This window comes from Halopiger xanaduensis SH-6 (assembly GCF_000217715.1).
Classification (GTDB): Archaea; Halobacteriota; Halobacteria; order Halobacteriales; family Natrialbaceae; genus Halopiger; species Halopiger xanaduensis.
In genome coordinates this window covers 1-17,793 of sequence record NC_015666.1, presented here as the reverse complement: position 1 = coordinate 17,793, position 17,793 = coordinate 1, and the positions used below count along the sequence as shown (strand labels likewise).

The window sequence follows — 17,793 nt, the reverse complement described above, 5'->3', positions numbered from 1 at the left end:
GAAGGGATCCGATATGCCGGTTCGGAATTGCGACCTGCCGCAGTTCAGCGTACCGATCGGTGTCGTTGCCGGCACCTGCAGCCGCTTTCGGCTGATGTAGGCTCCGATATCAATTTTACAGAACATCATTCTGAATAGCCGCACAGTTACTGTTGGAAGGACGACCGATGTTCAGGGGGGACCGGTCAACGGCCAACGCGATCAGGTTAGTCCGTTGACGGGCACGGCTCCACTCGCCCGACTGACTCGAAATCCGCTGACGGGGCCGAATATGGTGGGTAGTTCAAAGCGACAACACGGTAGAATTATTACGATGTGAGTGAATGTCTGGATCAGCGGATGGTTCACGTTGACACGATTCGGACAGCGGGTCCGCCGTTCGATGCGCTAGGGCCGTTCAGCGTTAGCCACGTTAGATCGACTATCACAGAAAGAAACGTATCGAATAGAGAATCGACTAACTAGGGATTTTTGGACTCCCGACGCAATCCACGTGATATGCAACTTCATAACAGAGACGTTCGGCAGGACGTTCGCGAGCTCGGCGCGCTGCTCGGGGACGTCATCGAGGAACAGACCTCGCGGAAATCGTTCGAGACGGTCGAATCGTGTCGACGCGCCGCGATCGACTACCGCTCGGGCGAGATAGACTCGCGACAACCGCTCATCTCCGAACTCGAGAACCTCTCGCCCCACCAGCAGCGGATCGTCGCGCGGGCGTTCACGAGCTACTTCGAACTGATCAACCTCGCCGAGGAGCGCGAGCGCGTCCGCACGATCCGGACCGAATCCCAGGAGGGAACGCTCGAGGACAGCCTCGAGACGGCGGCCGAACAGCTCGGCGAGGACGACGTCGAGACCGTCGAGCAGGTCCTCGACGACGTCCTGATCGAGCCGACGTTTACGGCACACCCGACCGAGGCGCGGCGCAAGACCGTCAAGTCGAAGCTCCGCGCGATCTCCACCGACCTCGAGACGCTCGACGAGCGCCTGCTGACCGACAAGGAGAAGTCCCAGGTCTGGCGGGACGTCGACGCCGAGGTGACGAGCCTCTGGCAGACGCCCCAGGTCCGGAATCGCCAGCCCGAACCGGAAGACGAGGCGCGCAACGTCCAGTGGTACCTCGAGAACACCCTGTTCGACGTCGTCGGCGAGGTCTACGACGAACTCGCCGACGCCATCGACGAGGAGGTCGACGGCGACATCGATATTCCGAAGCTCTTCGAGTTCCGCTCGTGGGCCGGCAGCGACCGCGACGGCAACCCGTACGTTACCCCCGAGGTGACGGCCAACACCTTAGAGCGCCAGCGATCGGTCATCCTCGAGCAGTACCGGCTCCAACTCAAGCGCCTCTCCGGCGTGCTGAGCCAGGACGGCAGCCGGATCGAAACGGACTCCGCGTTCGAGGCCTCCCTCGAGCGCGACCGCGAGCGGCTCCCGGGCAGCGCCCGCACCGCCGAGGAGCGCTATCCCGACGAGCCCTACCGCCAGAAGCTCAAGCTCATGCGCGAGCGCCTCGACCGGGTCGGCGACGTCCGGCCCGGCGGCTACGACGACGCCGACGAACTCCTCGAGGACCTCGAGATCATCGCCGAGACGCTTCGCGATAACGGCGCCGAAAGCGTCGTCGACGCACACGTCGACCCGATCCGGCGACGCGTCGCTACCTTCGGTTTCTCGCTGGCGAGTCTGGACCTGCGCGACCACCAGCAGAAACACACCGACGCCATCGCGGAGGCGCTCGAGAGCGAGGGGATCGACTACCACGCGATGTCCGAGGAGGAGCGCGCCGAGTGGCTCACCGACGCGGTCCTGCAGGACGAGCCCGTGATCGACCTCTCGGACACCGAGGATCTCTCCGACGATTCGGCCCGCGTGCTCCGACTGTTCGACAACCTCGCGGAGTGGCAGACCGAGTACGGCGTCGAGGCGATCGACACCTACTGCATCTCGATGACCGACGAGCCCAGCCACGTCCTCGAGGTCCTCTTCCTCGCGGATCAGGCCGGCGTCGTCTCCCTCCCCGAGCACTGCGGGATCGACATCGTCCCGCTGCTCGAGACGGAATACGCCCTCTCGGGCGCCCGGCGGATCATGGGCTCGCTGTTCGAGAACGAGGCCTACTCGCAGGCGCTCGAGGCCCGGGGACAGACCCAGGAGATCATGCTGGGGTACTCCGACTCGAACAAGGAGAACGGCTTCCTCGCCGCGAACTGGTCGCTGTACAAGAACCAGCGCCGACTCGGCGAGATCTGCGACGACTTCGACGTGACGATGCGGCTGTTCCACGGCCGCGGCGGCTCCATCTCGCGGGGCGGCGGCCCGATGAACGAGGCGCTGCTGGCCCTGCCCAACAGCACCGTGACGGGCCAAGTCAAGTTCACCGAGCAGGGCGAGGCGATCGCCGAGAAGTACGCCAACCCCCGCATCGCGGAGCGCAACATCGAGCAGATGCTGAACGCGCAACTGCGCGCCCGCCACAACGCCATCCACCAGCCCGAGGAGGACGTCCCCGAGGAATGGATGGACGCGATGGAGACGATGGCCGACGCCGCTCGGCAGGAGTACCGCGACCTCTTAGAGAGCGACGGCTTCGTCCAGTACTTCGAGCAGGCGACGCCGATCACCGTCATCGAAGACCTCAACCTGGGCTCGCGGCCGGCCTCGCGGTCGGGCGAGCGCACCGTCGAGGACCTGCGCGCGATCCCGTGGGTGTTCTCCTGGACCCAATCCCGGTGCATCCTGCCGGGCTGGTACGCCATCGCGACCGGCGTCGACGCCTACCTCGAGGACGGCGGCGACGTCGAGACGCTCCAGCAGATGTACGAGGACTGGCCGTTCTTCCAGACGACGCTGGACAACGCCGCGCTCTCGCTCTCTCGAACCGAACTCGAGATCGCCGAGCAGTACGCCGACCTGGCCGACGAGGAACTGCGCGAGCAGTTCTTCCCGCGGCTCACCGACGAGTACGAGCGCGCGGCCGAACTGGTCAAGACGATCGGCCAGCGCGACCAGCTCCACACCCGCGACTGGCTCGGCGAGAACTTAGAGCGCCGGAACCCCTACGTCGATCCGCTGAACCTACTCCAGACCTACCTGCTGGATCAGACCCACCGCACCGACGTCGAGGAACGGACGCTGCGGCTCACGGTGAAGGGAATTGCGGCCGGCATGAAGAACACCGGATAACGCGGCTCACGGCGACGGTATCCCGGTTCGAAACCGGTAGCGCGTACCGGTCTGAACCGGTGGCGAATTGACGGTGAACCGATCCGGAGAAATACTCTTATCTATCGGTCGCGCTACGTAGTCGCATGATCGACCTCGCGTCGATCCCGCTCGCCTATCGACTCCTCATCGCCGGGGGCGTGATGATCGGCCCGACGCTGCTGTTTCTCGGGCTCTGTCGCTTCCTCGAGTGGCTGCGCGACGACGCCCTGCTCGAGCGGGTCGCCGAGCGCGAGGAGTACGCGGACGGGCTCGAGCCGACGTTCAGCGACGTACTTCCGGGCGAGGCGGAGTCGTCTGCGTTCGGTGACGGGTCAGTTATCCGCTGCCCGCACTGCGGTGCGCCGACGCTCGCAGACGGATCGGCGTGTCTCGAGTGCGGGCACTCGCCGTCCTGAGTACCGTTCGAACCGGCACCGGCGCTCGCCTACTCGAGCGTCGGTACCGGCACCGACTCGAGGACGGCGTCGACGACCTGCGACTTCTGGACGTCGTTGACCGTCGCGTCGGGTGTCAGCACGAGCCGGTGGGCTAGTACCGGTTCGGCGACGCGCTTGATGTCGTCGGGCGTGACGTACTCTCGGCCGACGATCGTCGCGTAGGCGCGGGCCGCTTCGAACAGCCGCTGGGTCCCGCGCGGCGAGACGCCGACGTCGACTCGGCCGTCGGTCCGCGTTTCGCGGGCGAGGCTCGCGACGTACTCGAGCAGATCCTCGTCGACCCGCACCGATTCGGGGACCTGCCGGAGCTGTGCGACCCGCTCGGACTCGAGGACGCGCTCGACGGACGGGCTCCCGGTCTCGCGGCCCGCACGCCGGCGGAGGAGTTCGACCTCTCCTTCCTCGTCGGGGTAGCCCATGGAGGTCTTGACGAGGAAGCGGTCCACCTGCGCCTCCGGCAGCGGGAAGGTCCCCTCCTGTTCGACCGGGTTCTGCGTCGCGATGACGAAGAACGGGTCCGGCAGCTGGCGCGTCTCGCCGTCGACGGTGACCTGGCCCTCCTCCATGGCCTCGAGCAGGGCGGCCTGCGTTTTCGGCGGCGCGCGGTTGATCTCGTCCGCGAGGACGATGTTGGCGAAGATCGGCCCCTCGTTGAACTCGAACTTGCGCTCGCGCTCGTTGAACACGTGCGTGCCGGTCACGTCCGCGGGCAGAAGGTCGGGCGTGAACTGGATCCGCGAGAACGAGAGGCCGAGCGCGTCCGCGACGCTGCGAGCGGTCAGCGTCTTCCCGGTCCCGGGCACGTCCTCGAGCAGCACGTGGCCCCGGGCGACGACGCCGACGAGGACCTCCTCGAGGAACGAGCGATCGCAGATGACCGCGTCGCCGACTGTCTCGAGGACGGTCTCGCATTCGCCGCTGGCCTGAGTGACGTCCATAGGGACGCCGTCGGCGCCTCGTGTCAAATCGTTTTCGCTCCCGGCACTCGATACTCGATACGATATCACGGTGCAGCCGGCGAGAAAAATCGAAACCGGTAAAAACGTCTCCCGGGTATATCGGAGTGAGCCGAGATAGCCTAGCCCGGCCAAGGCGGCAGATTCGAAATCTGCTGTCCTCACGGACTCGGGAGTTCAAATCTCCCTCTCGGCGCTTTTGCAGCAACAAACCGATGAGCACCGCGTAGCGGTGCGAACCAACTCTCGTTGCTGCAAAACGACGTCGGAGATTTGAACGAGGCCAGACGCGCACAGCGCAGCGAGCACGTCTGGGCGTTGTTCAAATCTCCCGCTCGGCGCTTTTCCCGCGAACGGCAGTCTCGAGCGTCCCGTTACAGACTGAATCGTTCCCCAGCGATATCTCTCGAGCGCTGAAATTCCTCGAGTAACCGCTCGGGACCGCGGTTTGCCCATCACTCGCAGGCCTGTTTTTTATCGAAGTCGGTGTGGTCGGCTCACACGTTCGTGACTACTATGGGATTGAGTGACATGATACCGGCCAGAGTCCGGGGTGACGGCGGGCAATGAGTCCTCGAGACGAGGACGCGAGCGACGACGGGTTCCACCCCCTCGGCGAAGCGGCCGAAGAAGAGTTCGAGAAGATGCTCGAGGACACCGAGTACGACGCCGAGCTCGGGATGGAGATGGCCCGAGACGCCATGCGGGTGACGAAGGGCGAACTCAGCGACGAGGCCTTCTACGATCGGTATCACGAGGACGTGATGGAGGAGTTCGGCGAGGACTCCCGGCCGATGGCCGAGGAGATCGAAGCGAAGCGCGAGGAGGAGGGTCGGTTCGAGCGGACGCTCTCACGGTTCGGTCTGGGCGACGAATCCCGGCGCGACATGATGAAGAAGATGGGTGCTGGCGCCGGCATCTTCGGCTTCGGCGCGTGGAGCGCGACCAGCGACGGCGCCGACGCGGAGCCCAACGTGGCCGCTCAAAACGAGAGCCAGAACGAGAGCGGAAACGAAAGCGGCGGCGAGGGGGAGGGCCACGGCGGCGACGAAACCCAGTGGGGCATGGCCATCGACCTCGACTCCTGCGACGGCTGTCTCTCCTGCGTCGTCGCGTGCAACGCCGAGCACAACTGGGACGAGGGCGCCAACTGGATGTACGTCCTGGCCTACGAGGACGGGACCGTCGAATCCCCGGAGCCGGACGACTTCGAGTCGACGCGGGACTTCAACTACATCGTCCGGCCGTGCCAGCACTGCACGGACGCGCCCTGCGAGAAGGTCTGTCCGACGACGGCCCGTCACACGCGAGATCAGGGCGGGCTCGTCCTGACCGACTACGACGTCTGCATCGGCTGCCGGTACTGCCAGGTCGCCTGTCCGTACGGCGTCAACTACTTCCAGTGGAACGAACCGAACGTCGACGCGGAGGAGTTGGACGAGGAGATGATGTACGACCAGCGCGACCGCTGGGTCAGCGGCCGCGGTCCCCGCGGGGTCATGCAGAAGTGCGTCTTCGACCCGGCCCGACAGGACGGCCAGATGGGCGAAGACCTTGTCGGGACGACCGCCTGCGAGCAGGCCTGCCCGCCCGGCGCGATCCAGTTCGGCGACATGAACGACCCCGAGAGCGATCCCCAACAGTACGTCGAGAACGTCCCGCTCGCCCGGGCGCGGAATCAGGCGACCGACGACGACGAGGAGATACAGGAAGCGATCGCGATCCTCGAGGGCGAACAGGAGCCGGCCGACGAGGAGGGCGGCGACGGCATGACCGAGGAGGAAGCGTCGCAACTCCTGGCGGGCGAGTTCGGCGATGCCGACTCGACGTACCGGCTCCTCGAGGAGTACGACACCCATCCGAACGTCCTCTATATCGGGAACGAGCCGGGGTCGGAGGCCGAGCAGGTCCCCGGTCCGGTCTCCTACGAGGAGGTCGGCATGGTCGACAACCGAAAGAACGTCCTCGACGACGAGACGGTCGACGGCGGCCTGTACTGACCGCGCCGCGGTCCGCGGTCAGCGGTCCGCGGTCCGAGGACCGCCGCAGGACGGGGCCTTCATTACCGTCCGGTCGAACACTCGGGTATGAACGCTCGCGACCGCATCGTCGTCGGCACCATCTGGATCGCCGTCGCCGGGCTGATGGCTACGACCCTCGAGTTGGACGGCAGCCTGTCGGCCGGACTGATCGCGCGGCTGGTCGTGATTCTCGTCGCGCTGTTTCTCGCCGCCGTGTACCTGTTCGATCCCTGGGGCCTGCTCAGTCGGCAGCCGTTCCACTGAACGACTGCTCGCAGTATCGCACCCGATCGGAGAGCGGCCGACTGACTCGAGTCAGGGGCTCGCGTTCGAACCGCGGAAAAACGAATGCGAATTCGAATCCGAATCCGAATCCGAATCCGAATCCGAATCCGAATCGTGCCCTCTTCCGTCCCGGTTCTCGCCGCCCGCTCTTAGTCGTCGGCCGGCGTGAGCGGTTGCCGGTCCGTCGCGAGCAGCCGATCGAGCGCGTCGACCATCGCTTCGACGCTCGCGCGCGTGATGTCGGCCTCGCTGCGGGCGACGGTCACCGACCGATCGTCCCGCGCCATCGTCACTTCGACGGTCACGACGGCGTCCGTGCCGCCCGTGACGGCGTCGACGTGGTAGGACTCGAGTTCGGCGTCGGCCATCGACCCGAGCGCCTCCCGAACCGCGGAGACGGCCGCGTCGACGGGACCGGAGCCGGTGCCGCTGGCGACGCGCTCCTCGCCCTCGACCTCGAGCCGGATGCTCGCGGTGGGGACCGAGCCCCCGCTCGTGGCGTTGAGGTCGAGGAGTTCGACGACGCGCTCGCGATCGTCGCCGGTGACGTCCTCGGCGATCGCCAGCAGGTCGGCGTCGGTGACCCGGCGGCCGCGGTCGCCCAGTTCCGTGACGCGGGTGGCGATCTCGGCGATCTCGTTGTCCGTCGCCTCGACGTCGTGTTCGTCGAGCGTGGCCTTGACGCCCGCGCGGCCGGTGTGTTTGCCGAGCGCGAGGCGGCGCTCGCGGCCGACCGTCTCGGGCGCGTAGGGCTCGTACATCTTGTCGTCCTTCAGCGTGCCGTCCGTGTGGATGCCGCTCTCGTGGGTGAACGCGTTCTCCCCGATGACGGCCTTATTCGGCGGCAGCTGGACGCCCGTCGCCCGCGAGACGACCTGCGCGAGGTCGTACAGCTGTTCGAGTTCGAGCGTTTCGACGTCGTAGACGTGCGAGAGGGCGATTGCGACCTCCTCGAGCGCCACGTTCCCGGCGCGCTCACCGAGTCCGTTGACCGTGCAGTGCACCAGGTCGGCGCCCGAGGCCACGGCCGCGATGGCGTTGGTCACGCCCAGTCCCAGATCGTCGTGGGTGTGGGCGCTGACCGGACCCAGTTCGGCGAGTCGCGAGACCGCCTCGGCGGTGCGCTCGGGCCCCGTGTGGCCGACGGTGTCGGCGAAGCAGGTCCGATCGGCGCCCGCGTCGAGGGCGGTTTCCATGAGTTCCTCGAGGTAATCGAGGTCGGCCCGGGAGCCGTCCTCGCCGATGACCTCGACCCAGAGGTCGTGGTCCGTCGCGTACTCGACGAGTTCGGCGGTCGCCTCGAGGTTGTCCTCGCGGGAGGTGCCGACTTTCTCCTCGACGTGGCGGTCGCTGGCGGGCACGACGATGTGGACCCCGTCGACGTCGCACTCGAGCGCGAGGTCGATGTCGTGCTCGAGGCCGCGACAGAAGCTCGTCACTCGCGCGTCGAGGTCGAGGTCGGTGACCCGCGAGATCGCCTGCCGCTCACCCGCGCCGGTACAGGCGCTGCCCGCTTCGATGACGGCGACGCCCGCGCGCTCGAGCGATCGGGCGATCTCGACTTTTTCGTCGGGCGACAGCGAGACGCCCGGCGCTTGTTCGCCGTCACGAAGCGTCGTATCGAGAAGGCGGACTGTACGATCCGATGGAATCGTCTGTTCGGTGGAGTGATTGACAGGCAAGAGTGTTGAACTGCGACTACGTTCGTCGCGGAATTTCACGCCCAGCCGGGTTGCCCCGACTTCCTCTATCCTCGTCCGGCGTTGAGAACGAATCTCGCGCCATTGTATCTCGTCCTATCGGAACACCTCGCCTTAAAGCCGCCGGTTCCGTGCGGTGGTGTCCCGTGGTACGTGGCGGTGCGGTACGGCCTGCCGAGCGACCGATGGCCGGTACGGTCACTCCTCGTCCGATCCCACGAGCAGCAGCCTGTCGCCGGGTTCGACATCGTCGGCGGTGCCGGCGGGGAGTTCGACGATGGTGTCGGCTTCGGCCCGCTTGAAACCGAGCCAAGGCCGCAACCGCTCGACGCGCTGGACGGTGTCGTCGACGAGCCAGACGACGTCGATCGGAAAGAAGACGAACAGCATGTGGACGTCCTGCGTCTCGACCGAATCGAACCGAAACGCGAGCGCGTAATCGTCGGGAATCGAGCGGCGGAACATGAGTCCGCGCAGTTGGCTCAAAACCGAGTCCGCGAAATCGACCGTCGTCGCGAGAACCGTCGATGAACCGTTCTCGGGCCTGTGAACGAGCTGCACTGCCGACCACTCGGCGCGGTGCCATCAAAAAGGTCACGCCCGCGGCGGGGCGTCGACCGGTCCGCGAATCGACGTCGTCCCCGATCGAAAGCTCGACCGCTTACTCGTTCGCGGCGTTTCGCGTCTCGTCGTCCTCGTCGGGGCGCTCTGGTTCTTCGTCGGCGTCCGAACTCGAGGTCGAGGTCGGCCCCTCGAACTCGAACGTCTCGCCGGTGGCGTCGTTCGGCTCGTCACCGTCGGTTCCCGCCGCGTCGGACTCGAGGTCGGCCTCGTCCGTTTTCTCGACGAACGCGAGCGGATCCGCGTCGTCACCGTCGTCGGCCTCGTCGGTGCCCGGCTCGGCGTCCGCGATCGCTGCGTCGGTCGTTTCTGGCGCGCTCGTCTCGGTCACCTCGTCGACCGGTTCGGGAGCGTCACCCTCGAGCTCGAACTCGAGACCGTCGCCCTCGACGTCGGTCTCGAAGCGGTCGAGCGCGCCGGAGAGGCGCGTCGCCTGGTGGCTGAGCCGATCCGCGGAGGCCGAAACCTCCTGCATGGAACTGGTCTGTTCCTCGGCGGCCGCGGCGACGGTCTGGGCCTCGGCGGTCGTCTCCTCGGAGATCGAGGCGACTTCGTCGACCATCGCGACGACTTCCTGGGTGGCCGCCGCCTGCTCCTCGGTGGCCGAGGAGATCTCCTGCACGCCGTCGTTGGTCTCGGCCGCGTACTCGGCGATGTCGTCGAGCGACGCGACCACGTCGGTCACGAGGTCGTTGACGCGTTCGATCTCCTCGCTGGTCCGATCGACGACGTCGGCCGACTCCTCGGTCTGGCTCTGGAGCGCGTCGAGGCGCTCGTCGATCTCCGCGGCGGCCTCCTTCGTGTCCGCCGAGAGCTGCTTGACCTCGGACGCGACCGCGGTGAACCCTTCCGCGTCGGCGCCGTCCGCCGAGCGAGAGGCCTCGATGTTGGCGTTCAGCGCGAGCATGTTCGTCTGATCGGCGATCTCGGCGATCGTATCGGTTAGCGACTCGATCTGATTGATCTGGTTGCGGAGCTGCTCGAACTCGGCGACGACGTCCTCGTACTCCGCCTCGAGGTCGTCGAAGGCGTCGATCGCCGCCTCGGCGGTCTCGCGGCCGCCGCGTCCGGTTTCGGCCGTCCGCGCCGCGACGTCCGCGACGTCGTTCGAGGAGGCGGCGATCTCCTCGGTCGTCGTCGAGAGCGTGTTCATCTCGGAGTCGATCGACTGCAGCGACTGGTGTTGCCGGTCGGCGCCGTCGGAAATCTCCTGGACCGACTCGCTGACCTCGCGGCTGGCCCGCTGGACCTCCTCGCTCGAGGCGGTCACTTCCTCGGAGGCCGTCGCGACGTCGGTCGCGAACTGGTTCAGGCCGGCGACGGTCGCCTCGAGGTCGGCGAGCATCGCGTTGAACTCCTCGCCGATCTCGGTCAGGGCCTCGTTCTCGCTCTCGGGCTCCATCCGGACGGTGAGGTCGCCGTCCGCGGCGTCCTGCATCACGGCGCTGTACTCGTCGGCTTTCGCCTCGAGGTGGTCGTTCATCCGCTCGACGCGCTCGCGTTCGCGCTCGGCTTCCTCGCGGGCCGCTTCGGCGTCTTCGATCTGTTCGCGAAGCGCGACGCGCATCGAGTCGAAGCCGTCGTAGAGCCGGCCGATGCTGTCGATCCGCTTCGTCTCGAGGTCGACGTCGAGGTCGCCGTCCTCCATCGCGGCGGCCTTGGACTTCAGGCGGTCGATCGACTTCGAAGTGTTGCGCCCGAGCACCGCGCCGACCGATCCGATCAGCAGGACGACGACGGCGGTCACGCCGATCCCGTACTGGTTGACGGCGTTGACGAAGCCGAAGGCGTCGGCCTCGGACGTGTGGACGAGGACGGTCCAGCCGGCGTCGGTCGTCGCGTAGCCGACGACGTAGCTGTCCGGCGTGAACTGGTAGGGCGCACCCTGGAGCGTCTCGCTCGGCGCCCGATCGATCACGGTGGCGCCGGTGCCCCCGTTCGCCGCGGTCTCGAGGACGGCGTCGTCGCCGTAGGACTCGAGGAAGACCGGCTCGCCGGTGTTGTACCCGAGGAAGGAGCTGTCGCCGACGATCCGTCCCTCGCCGTCGACGACCGTCACAACACTCGAGGAACTGTAGAGGAGTCGCTCCGACGGGTTGACCGTGTAGACGAGCGCGCGGTCCTCGCTGGTCGCGACGTAGTAGGAGATCGCCGGTCGATCGGCGCGCTCGCTGTCGCCGAACAGTTTGTAGGGTTCGGTTCGCTGAACGTCGCCCATCAAGAGGTCGCCCTCGAGGCGGTCCCCGTCGGGGAAGTTTGCATCGTTGACGTTCTCGATGCCGACGTCTTGGCCGGTGTCGGCGATGACCTCGCCGGTCGTCCGATCGACGTAGAGGACGTGCTCCGCTTCTTCGGGTACCTCGCCGCGGAGCGAGAGCAGGTAGTCGTTGATTTCCTCGTCGTTCCCGTTCTGAACGACGGGCGCCTTCGATGTCGACGAGAGGAAGCGTTCGTGTTCCGCAACCCATTCGTCGAGCGCCGACGCCTCCTGACGCGCGGTCGATTCCTGGTCCTCGAGGACGGAGCTCTCGACGCTATCGGTGAGCGCCCCCGTCGCAACGAGTCCCATCGCCCCGACCGAGAGGCCGAGGACGAGCAGTGCAATGCCGAACTTGAGTGCGTACCGCCGTCGAACAAATGACGGGATTAATCGCCGAAGTGGCCCGAGCATACTCACGGAAGGTAACCAATTGGTAATAGTTATGTTGGTAACCCCTCTCGTTATCAGAATCGATATTCGGGACGCCGCTGCCGGCGAGTAGCGACCGGAACAAACGAAACGATTCAACATCGTCCGCGCCGTAGATCGGGCGACCGCAATGGAGAAAACGCCGCGCGGAACGCCGGTCGGCGTCGACGATCCCTACGAGTTCGCCGGCGTCTGCGACTACCTCACCGGCGAGGGAACGTGTCGCTACGCCTTCGATCACTACGAGCACGACCCCGAGTTCGCCCGCGAGCGGGCCAGCGACGACTACGAGTGTCCCGTCGTCGACCCCGAAACCGACTGGTCGTGGGCCGACTGCCCCCATTTTCGGTCGCGCAACCACGACCGGGAGTGCGTCCGCTGCGGCCTCGAGGAGAAGCGGATGGCCCACGACGACGAACGACCGCTGCTCGAGGAACACCACCTCTCCTACGATCGGGACGGCGAGACGCTGTCCCACGAGATCACGATCTACCTCTGTCGCTGGTGCCACGCGAAGGTCCACAACTCCTGGGCCCGGATTACCGACGATGCCGCGCCCGATCCGGACGCGATCGCCGCCCTCGAGCAGCGCCGCGGCCGCGAGCAGGACGAACTGGGGTTCGAGTCGGCCGCGGAGCGGTACGGCGAGGACGACTGAACGGGACGGCGGTGACCCTTTCCGGACGGCAGTCGCCGGGCAACCGCTTACCCGCCGGCCCGGCGCACTCGTTCCCATGCCATCGGTACTGCTCTACGGGTCGTACGGGTTCGTCGGCAACCTCATGGCACGGGAAGCGATCGACCGCATCGAGGACGGCGACGCCGACTTCGACCTGCTCCTGGCGGGTCGCAACGGCGACCGGTTACGCGAACAGGTCGACGACCTCGAGCGCCCCGGCTACCGCTTCGCGCTCGAGGACCCCGACACCGTCGCCGAGGCGCTCGAGCGGGCCGAGGCCGACTGCGTGCTGAACTGCGCCGGGCCGTTCTCGAACACGGCCGGGCCGCTCGTCGAGGGCTGCGTCCGCACCGGTACCGACTACGTGGACATCACGGGCGAGATTCCGGTCATCGAATCGATCGCGGACCGGGACGCCGACGGGGCGGATGCCGGCGTCACGCTGTTGCCGGCCGCCGCGTTCTCCGCGGTGCCGATGGACTGTCTCGCCGCCCACCTCGTCGACCGGCTCCCCGAGGCTACCACCCTCGCCATGGGGGTCGACTCGCTGCGCCCGCCCTCTATCGGCACCGTCAGGACCCTCATCGAAGGCTTCGAGGACGGCGGCGCCGTCTACCGCGACGGCCGCCTCGAGCACGTGCCGACCGCGTGGCGAACCCGCCGGATCGACTTCGGCCGCGGCGAGCGCCCCGCGGTCACGATGCCGACGGGCGACGTCTCGACGGCCCACTATACGACCGGGGTGCCGAACGTCGCCGTCTACGCGCTGATGCCCCAGCCCGCCCGACTCGCGTTGAAATCGCACCGGTACCTCGCGCCGTTGCTCGAGCCGACGCCAGTCCGCGAGGGGCTGAAGTGGTTCGCGGGACTGGTCCGTGAAGGGCCGTCCTCGCGGTCGCGAAAGCGCGGCTCGACGTACGTCTGGGGCGAAGCGCGCGTCGAAGACGACGGCGGCGAGTTCGGCGGCGACGAGAGCGGCGAGCCGACCGAGCGCGTCGTCTCCCGGCTGCAAACGCCGGACGCTTACGTCGTGACCGTCGAGGCTGCCCTGGCCGCTACCGAACGGGTTCTCGCCGGCGACGCCGAAGACGGGTTCCAGACGCCGGCCGGCGCGTTCGGCCCGGAGTTCGTCCTCGCCCTCGAGGGCGTCGAGGGGTTCTTCGACGAGTCGAAACCCGAATCGGCGCCGCCCGAAGTCGACGTGTCGGCGCCCTGACCCGGGATTTTGATTCGGGCGTCAACGAAAACGCGGACGAGCAACGGTGTTCCGCTACGTCACACCGTATCTCCGCGGCCGCGGGCGGAGATGCTGTCCTCGGTCGTCGGAATCTCGCCCGTCTCGACGAGGCTCTTGAACCGCCCCAGAATCCGTCCGGCGACGATCTCGGGGGCGAACCCGAGTCGGTCCATCGCCGCGTCGCCGACCGCCCCGCCCGGCGGCTCGTACTCGACCTCGAGCGTGACGATCGTGCCCCGGCCGCCCGGCTCCGGCTCGAACGAGATCGCGTACTCGTGCGGCACCGACGCGCCCTCGCGGGCCTCCCAGCGCAGTTGCTCCTCGTCATCCTCGACGAGTCGGGTTTCCCACTCGAACGTTCGATCGAGGGGGCCCTGCACCCGCCACCGGTGGCCGTCGCCGCCGGGTACGTCGGAGATCTCGGCGAACTCGCCGACGATCCGGCTCAACCGGTCCGGATCGCGCCAGTACGCCGGGAGTTCGTCGGCGTCCTCGCCGACGGTGATGGACCGGTCGACCGTCGGCCGCTCCGTCTCGGCCATCGGTTGCGATTCCAACCGTTCCGTATCGACGGGGCTCGACTCGAGCAGCCGGTAGAGCCGACTTCGGCCCGTGATTCCCCGATAGACGAGCGCACCGCCGGCGAGCGCGGTCGCCGCGCCGCCGAACGACCCTCGTCGAAGGCCCCGCGCGACGAGGAGCCCGCCCAGCGCGACCGAGGCGACGCGCTCGCCGCGGCCGACGTTCCCCTGCGACGCCGCTCCCTCCCGATCCGACGCAGTCGTTACGTCCGGTGCTTCGTCGCCCGTCCGCCGATCGTCCGAGTGCGAGTGCGAGTGCGAACTCATAGACTGTCCGCTCCGCTACGTACTCGAGCGATCATCGCCATTGGACGTTGGGGCTGCGAATGCGGGCCGTCAGTGGCAGTTTCAGCTGTGCAGGCGGGGTGCTGCTGCAGGCAACAGCGGCTTTCCCCGCGGGCGCCGCCCCTCGAGTATGTGCGCGACCTTCACCGAGGACGACGTGGGAAAGACTGTCGAGGACTCCGGCGGGACGAAGATCGGCGTCGTCTCGTCCGTCGAGGACGACGCTGCCCTCGTCGAGCCGGATCACGACGCGCTAGAGTCGATCAAGGCAAGGCCCGGCTGGAACCTGAACACCGACGAGACGGTGCCGATCGAGCCCGACTCCGTCGGTGTGATCACCGGCGAGGTCGTGCGCCTCGAGGGCGAGAGGGATGCTGACGACCCGGCGGTCGAGCGGGGCGAGCATAGCGTCGGCCGGCGAAGCGACGCCGGATCTGGCGGCGAAGACGGCGACGCATCGGAGCAACGCGTCGGAGCCGGGAAACCACAGCCACAGGTCGAGGGCGAGGCCGGTGCGGACCGCCACGAGGACAACGAAGACGCGCCGCCGCACGGCGATCGAACGGTCACGCGGGACCGGGGCGAGGAAGACGATCGGTAGCTCGATAGACGAGGGGACGGTTCCGGTTCGGCGGTCCCGTCGGAATCGAACGGAAGATCTCTCGAGACGTCCATTCTCTCCGTCAGTTCGGCAAGAAGGCTTTTTGCGAGGTCTTGCGAGCCACCCTCATGGCAAGTGGACTGTCTGCACTCGAGCCGGGAGAACTGATCCTGCTGATCGTGTCGGTCGTCGGGCTGGCACCGATACTCCTCAGGTACACGTCGGAAGCGAAGTGGTTCGCCGTCGGATACGGCTGTATCGTCGCCGGGCTGATCGCGACGAACGCCGAGGGAATCGCGCTCGGTGGCGTGTTTAACGGCATCGAACACAGCGTCGGCATTATGGGGTCCGGAATCGCGTTCGCGTACGCCGTCTACCACCGTCGGCAAGCGCTGCTAGCGGCCTCAGCGGACGCAGTCGACTCGGCGGCCGAAAACGGAACGAACGACGAGAGCGACACGAGCGTCGGCATCGACGCCCCGGAGGCGTAAGCGATGGTCGCAATCACCGCTTTGTTCGACGTCGTCGGCGTCGGTGCGTTCGCCGTCGGCGGCGCGCTCGCGATCCGGAACTACCTCGAGTTCGAACTCGAGGCCGGCTTCTGGTCGAACGTCGCGTTCGGCTGTTTCCTCGGCGCGCTGTGGGCGGGCGTCGTCGCCGCGGAGTGGCTCGGCATCAGCGGCGGATTCTGGGACCTGTTGAGCCTCATCCTGCTCGGGATCACGACCGGCGTCTTCGCCATCACGTCCACCGGCTCGCTGTCGGCCGTCGTCGATCTGAAGCGCGAACGACGCTCCGTCGAGGCATCGCGGCGCGAGGCCGTCGCGGCGAAAGAAGCCGCCGATCGGCGCCGAGAAGAAGCCGAGGCGTCTCGAGCCGAGGCCGAGGAGTCGCGACGCGACGCGGAGGACGCCCGAAGCGTCGCGGAATCGTCCAAACGGGAGGCCGAAGCGCTCACCGAGTCGCTCCAGCGGACGGCGACGGACTTCAAAGGGACCATGGAGGCAGCCGCGGCGGGCGACCTCACGCGACGGCTGGACCCCGAAAGCGAGAGCGAGGCGATGACGGCCATCGCGACGGCGTTCAACGCGATGCTCGCCGACCTCGAGCGGACGATGCTGGAACTGCGCGCGTTTTCGACCGAAGTCGCGACCGAGAGCACCGCCGTCACCGAGAGCGCGAGCGACGTCGAGCGGGCGAGCCAGCAGGTCAGCGAATCGGTGCAATCGATCGCGACGACGAACGCCGAGCAGACGCGGAGCCTGCAGACGGTCGCCGACGAGATGGGCGACCTCTCGGCGACCATCGAGGAGGTCGCGTCGTCGGCCGACGGCGTCGCATCGACCGCGACGGAAGCCGCCGAGCGCGGCGAGGCGGGCCGAGCAAACGCCAGGGACGCGGCCGACGCGATGGCGGATATCCGCCAAACGAGTGAAGAGACTGTGGCCAAGGTGGAGGCCCTCGACGAGGACATCGGGGAGATCATCGAAATTGTCGACCTCATCGACCGAATCGCCGACCAGACGAACCTGCTCGCGCTGAACGCCTCCATCGAAGCGGCGACGGCCGGCAGCGCCGGGAGCGGATTCGCCGTCGTCGCCGACGAGATCAAATCGCTCGCCGGCGAGGCCAGCGAGGCGACGCAGCGCATCGAGTCACAGATCGCAAACGTTCGGTCCTCGACGACCGAAACGGTCGACGAGATTCAGGGGATGCGCGATCAGGTCACCGACGGCGTCACCACTATCGAGGGAAGCATCGACGCGCTCGAGGACATCACGGACCACGTCGAAACGGTCCACATGAGCATTCAGGAGGTAAACCGCGCCACGGACCAGCAGGCGGCGTCGGCGCAGGAAGTGGTCTCGATGGTCGAGGACGTCGTCGGCGCGAGCGAGCGGACGGAGGACGAAACCCAGAGCGTCTCCGCCGCGGCCGAGGAGCAGACCGCCTCGATCGCGCAGGTTTCGGAGAGCACCGACGCGTTCGCCGCGCAGGCGACCGAACTCGAGGACCGTCTCGACGCCTTCGAAATGACCGATGCGGCCGGCGGGGCCGCCGTCGCAACTGACGGCGAGAATCGAGGGCGCATCGACTGATAGGGATAGTTCGCTGCTCGAGGGTGGAAGCGGCCGATTCCCTCAGTCGAGAATGTCGCCGACGCGGCGGGGTTCGCCTTGCAGGTTCGGCTGCTCTGCGACGATCTTCAGCACTTCGTGGTCGGTGACGTCGTAGTAGGACTTTTCCGTCGCCTCCTCGATCAGCTCCCGCTCGAGGCGGAATTCGGTCCCTTCATACACGACGTCGACGCCGTCATCGTCGAACGCGAGGGTCGTCATGTCCGCTCGTACGGGATGGGGTCCTAAAAACGGGTCGGCTGGGATCGACGGGCGAAACCGCGGCATAGGTCGCCGTCCGTTTGTCAGTCGGACCGTTCTCACTCCGACGGTTGAACGGTCGATCGACTAAT

15 protein-coding genes and 1 tRNA gene are annotated in these 17,793 nt (G+C 67.1%); 10 read left to right on the top strand and 6 right to left on the bottom strand.

Going from position 1 to position 17,793, the window contains the following annotated elements; genetic code table 11:
* The first annotated feature begins 498 nt into the window (after positions 1–498).
* Both ppc and HALXA_RS00075 read left to right on the top strand, forming a co-directional pair.
* Entirely contained in the window at positions 499–3,189 is a 2,691-nt protein-coding gene (ppc, locus tag HALXA_RS00080; RefSeq protein ID WP_013878242.1) for a phosphoenolpyruvate carboxylase, read from the top strand.
* A 125-nt stretch (positions 3,190–3,314) separates the two neighbouring features.
* Positions 3,315–3,626 carry a hypothetical protein gene (locus tag HALXA_RS00075; RefSeq protein WP_013878241.1) on the top strand — a complete coding sequence of 104 codons (312 nt, stop codon included), beginning with the start codon at positions 3,315–3,317 and terminating at the stop codon, positions 3,624–3,626.
* Positions 3,627–3,655: 29 nt separating this feature from the next.
* Here the strand turns inward: HALXA_RS00075 and HALXA_RS00070 are convergent, their stop codons facing one another.
* Positions 3,656–4,606, bottom strand: coding sequence for an AAA family ATPase (locus tag HALXA_RS00070; RefSeq protein WP_013878240.1), 951 nt, complete (start codon positions 4,604–4,606; stop codon positions 3,656–3,658).
* 129 nt (positions 4,607–4,735) lie between these two features.
* Here HALXA_RS00070 and HALXA_RS00065 point away from each other — a divergent pair.
* From HALXA_RS00065 to HALXA_RS00055, 3 genes are all read left to right on the top strand, one after another.
* Positions 4,736–4,820, top strand: a tRNA-Ser gene (locus tag HALXA_RS00065).
* A gap of 370 nt (positions 4,821–5,190) precedes the next feature.
* Complete coding sequence (locus tag HALXA_RS00060) at positions 5,191–6,624, top strand: 4Fe-4S ferredoxin N-terminal domain-containing protein (protein WP_013878239.1); 1,434 nt, start codon at positions 5,191–5,193, stop codon at positions 6,622–6,624.
* Positions 6,625–6,711: 87 nt separating this feature from the next.
* Positions 6,712–6,909 (top strand): hypothetical protein, encoded by a 198-nt coding sequence (locus tag HALXA_RS00055; RefSeq protein ID WP_013878238.1) that lies wholly within the window; start codon positions 6,712–6,714, stop codon positions 6,907–6,909.
* A 170-nt stretch (positions 6,910–7,079) separates the two neighbouring features.
* Here the strand turns inward: HALXA_RS00055 and HALXA_RS00050 are convergent, their stop codons facing one another.
* The 3 genes from HALXA_RS00050 to HALXA_RS00040 form a co-directional block, all read right to left on the bottom strand.
* A complete protein-coding gene (locus HALXA_RS00050; RefSeq protein ID WP_049894988.1) occupies positions 7,080–8,612 on the bottom strand; it encodes a (R)-citramalate synthase in 1,533 nt (510 codons plus the stop codon).
* A 216-nt stretch (positions 8,613–8,828) separates the two neighbouring features.
* Positions 8,829–9,191, bottom strand: coding sequence for a DUF192 domain-containing protein (locus HALXA_RS00045; protein ID WP_013878236.1), 363 nt, complete (start codon positions 9,189–9,191; stop codon positions 8,829–8,831).
* A 100-nt stretch (positions 9,192–9,291) separates the two neighbouring features.
* Positions 9,292–11,922: a methyl-accepting chemotaxis protein gene (locus tag HALXA_RS00040; RefSeq protein WP_013878235.1), complete on the bottom strand. Its 2,631-nt coding sequence runs from the start codon at positions 11,920–11,922 to the stop codon at positions 9,292–9,294.
* A gap of 148 nt (positions 11,923–12,070) precedes the next feature.
* Between HALXA_RS00040 and HALXA_RS00035 the strand changes: the two genes are divergently transcribed.
* Positions 12,071–12,598 carry a DUF7097 family protein gene (locus HALXA_RS00035; RefSeq protein ID WP_013878234.1) on the top strand — a complete coding sequence of 176 codons (528 nt, stop codon included), beginning with the start codon at positions 12,071–12,073 and terminating at the stop codon, positions 12,596–12,598.
* Positions 12,599–12,674: 76 nt separating this feature from the next.
* On the top strand, positions 12,675–13,835 hold the full coding sequence (locus HALXA_RS00030) for a saccharopine dehydrogenase family protein (protein WP_013878233.1): 1,161 nt from the start codon (positions 12,675–12,677) through the stop codon (positions 13,833–13,835).
* A gap of 59 nt (positions 13,836–13,894) precedes the next feature.
* On the opposite strand, the gene HALXA_RS00025 is transcribed toward HALXA_RS00030, so the two are convergent.
* Positions 13,895–14,704, bottom strand: coding sequence for an SRPBCC family protein (locus HALXA_RS00025; RefSeq protein WP_013878232.1), 810 nt, complete (start codon positions 14,702–14,704; stop codon positions 13,895–13,897).
* 148 nt (positions 14,705–14,852) lie between these two features.
* Between HALXA_RS00025 and HALXA_RS00020 the strand changes: the two genes are divergently transcribed.
* The 3 genes from HALXA_RS00020 to HALXA_RS00010 all read left to right on the top strand — a co-directional run bounded on the left by HALXA_RS00020 (position 14,853) and on the right by HALXA_RS00010 (position 17,422).
* On the top strand, positions 14,853–15,323 hold the full coding sequence (locus tag HALXA_RS00020) for a hypothetical protein (RefSeq protein ID WP_013878231.1): 471 nt from the start codon (positions 14,853–14,855) through the stop codon (positions 15,321–15,323).
* 128 nt (positions 15,324–15,451) lie between these two features.
* The gene (locus HALXA_RS00015; protein ID WP_013878230.1) at positions 15,452–15,814 is read left to right on the top strand and encodes a hypothetical protein; all 363 of its coding nucleotides are present in this window, start codon (positions 15,452–15,454) and stop codon (positions 15,812–15,814) included.
* Between the two features lie 3 nt (positions 15,815–15,817).
* Positions 15,818–17,422 carry a methyl-accepting chemotaxis protein gene (locus tag HALXA_RS00010; RefSeq protein ID WP_013878229.1) on the top strand — a complete coding sequence of 535 codons (1,605 nt, stop codon included), beginning with the start codon at positions 15,818–15,820 and terminating at the stop codon, positions 17,420–17,422.
* 42 nt (positions 17,423–17,464) lie between these two features.
* On the opposite strand, the gene HALXA_RS00005 is transcribed toward HALXA_RS00010, so the two are convergent.
* Positions 17,465–17,662 (bottom strand): DUF5800 family protein, encoded by a 198-nt coding sequence (locus HALXA_RS00005; RefSeq protein WP_013878228.1) that lies wholly within the window; start codon positions 17,660–17,662, stop codon positions 17,465–17,467.
* Positions 17,663–17,793 lie beyond the last annotated feature (131 nt).

What these genes read in the sequence shown, in the direction of transcription:
- HALXA_RS00030 (WP_013878233.1), top strand. Translation starts at nt 12,675, where the DNA reads ATGCCATCGGTACTGCTCTACGGGTCGTACGGGTTCGTCGGCAACCTC.
- HALXA_RS00020 (WP_013878231.1), top strand. Translation starts at nt 14,853, where the DNA reads ATGTGCGCGACCTTCACCGAGGACGACGTGGGAAAGACTGTCGAGGAC.
- HALXA_RS00070 (WP_013878240.1), bottom strand. Translation starts at nt 4,606, where the DNA reads ATGGACGTCACTCAGGCCAGCGGCGAATGCGAGACCGTCCTCGAGACA.
- HALXA_RS00025 (WP_013878232.1), bottom strand. Translation starts at nt 14,704, where the DNA reads ATGAGTTCGCACTCGCACTCGCACTCGGACGATCGGCGGACGGGCGAC.
- HALXA_RS00040 (WP_013878235.1), bottom strand. Translation starts at nt 11,922, where the DNA reads ATGCTCGGGCCACTTCGGCGATTAATCCCGTCATTTGTTCGACGGCGG.
- HALXA_RS00010 (WP_013878229.1), top strand. Translation starts at nt 15,818, where the DNA reads ATGGTCGCAATCACCGCTTTGTTCGACGTCGTCGGCGTCGGTGCGTTC.
- HALXA_RS00035 (WP_013878234.1), top strand. Translation starts at nt 12,071, where the DNA reads ATGGAGAAAACGCCGCGCGGAACGCCGGTCGGCGTCGACGATCCCTAC.
- HALXA_RS00075 (WP_013878241.1), top strand. Translation starts at nt 3,315, where the DNA reads ATGATCGACCTCGCGTCGATCCCGCTCGCCTATCGACTCCTCATCGCC.
- ppc (WP_013878242.1), top strand. Translation starts at nt 499, where the DNA reads ATGCAACTTCATAACAGAGACGTTCGGCAGGACGTTCGCGAGCTCGGC.
- HALXA_RS00005 (WP_013878228.1), bottom strand. Translation starts at nt 17,662, where the DNA reads ATGACGACCCTCGCGTTCGACGATGACGGCGTCGACGTCGTGTATGAA.
- HALXA_RS00055 (WP_013878238.1), top strand. Translation starts at nt 6,712, where the DNA reads ATGAACGCTCGCGACCGCATCGTCGTCGGCACCATCTGGATCGCCGTC.
- HALXA_RS00060 (WP_013878239.1), top strand. Translation starts at nt 5,191, where the DNA reads ATGAGTCCTCGAGACGAGGACGCGAGCGACGACGGGTTCCACCCCCTC.
- HALXA_RS00015 (WP_013878230.1), top strand. Translation starts at nt 15,452, where the DNA reads ATGGCAAGTGGACTGTCTGCACTCGAGCCGGGAGAACTGATCCTGCTG.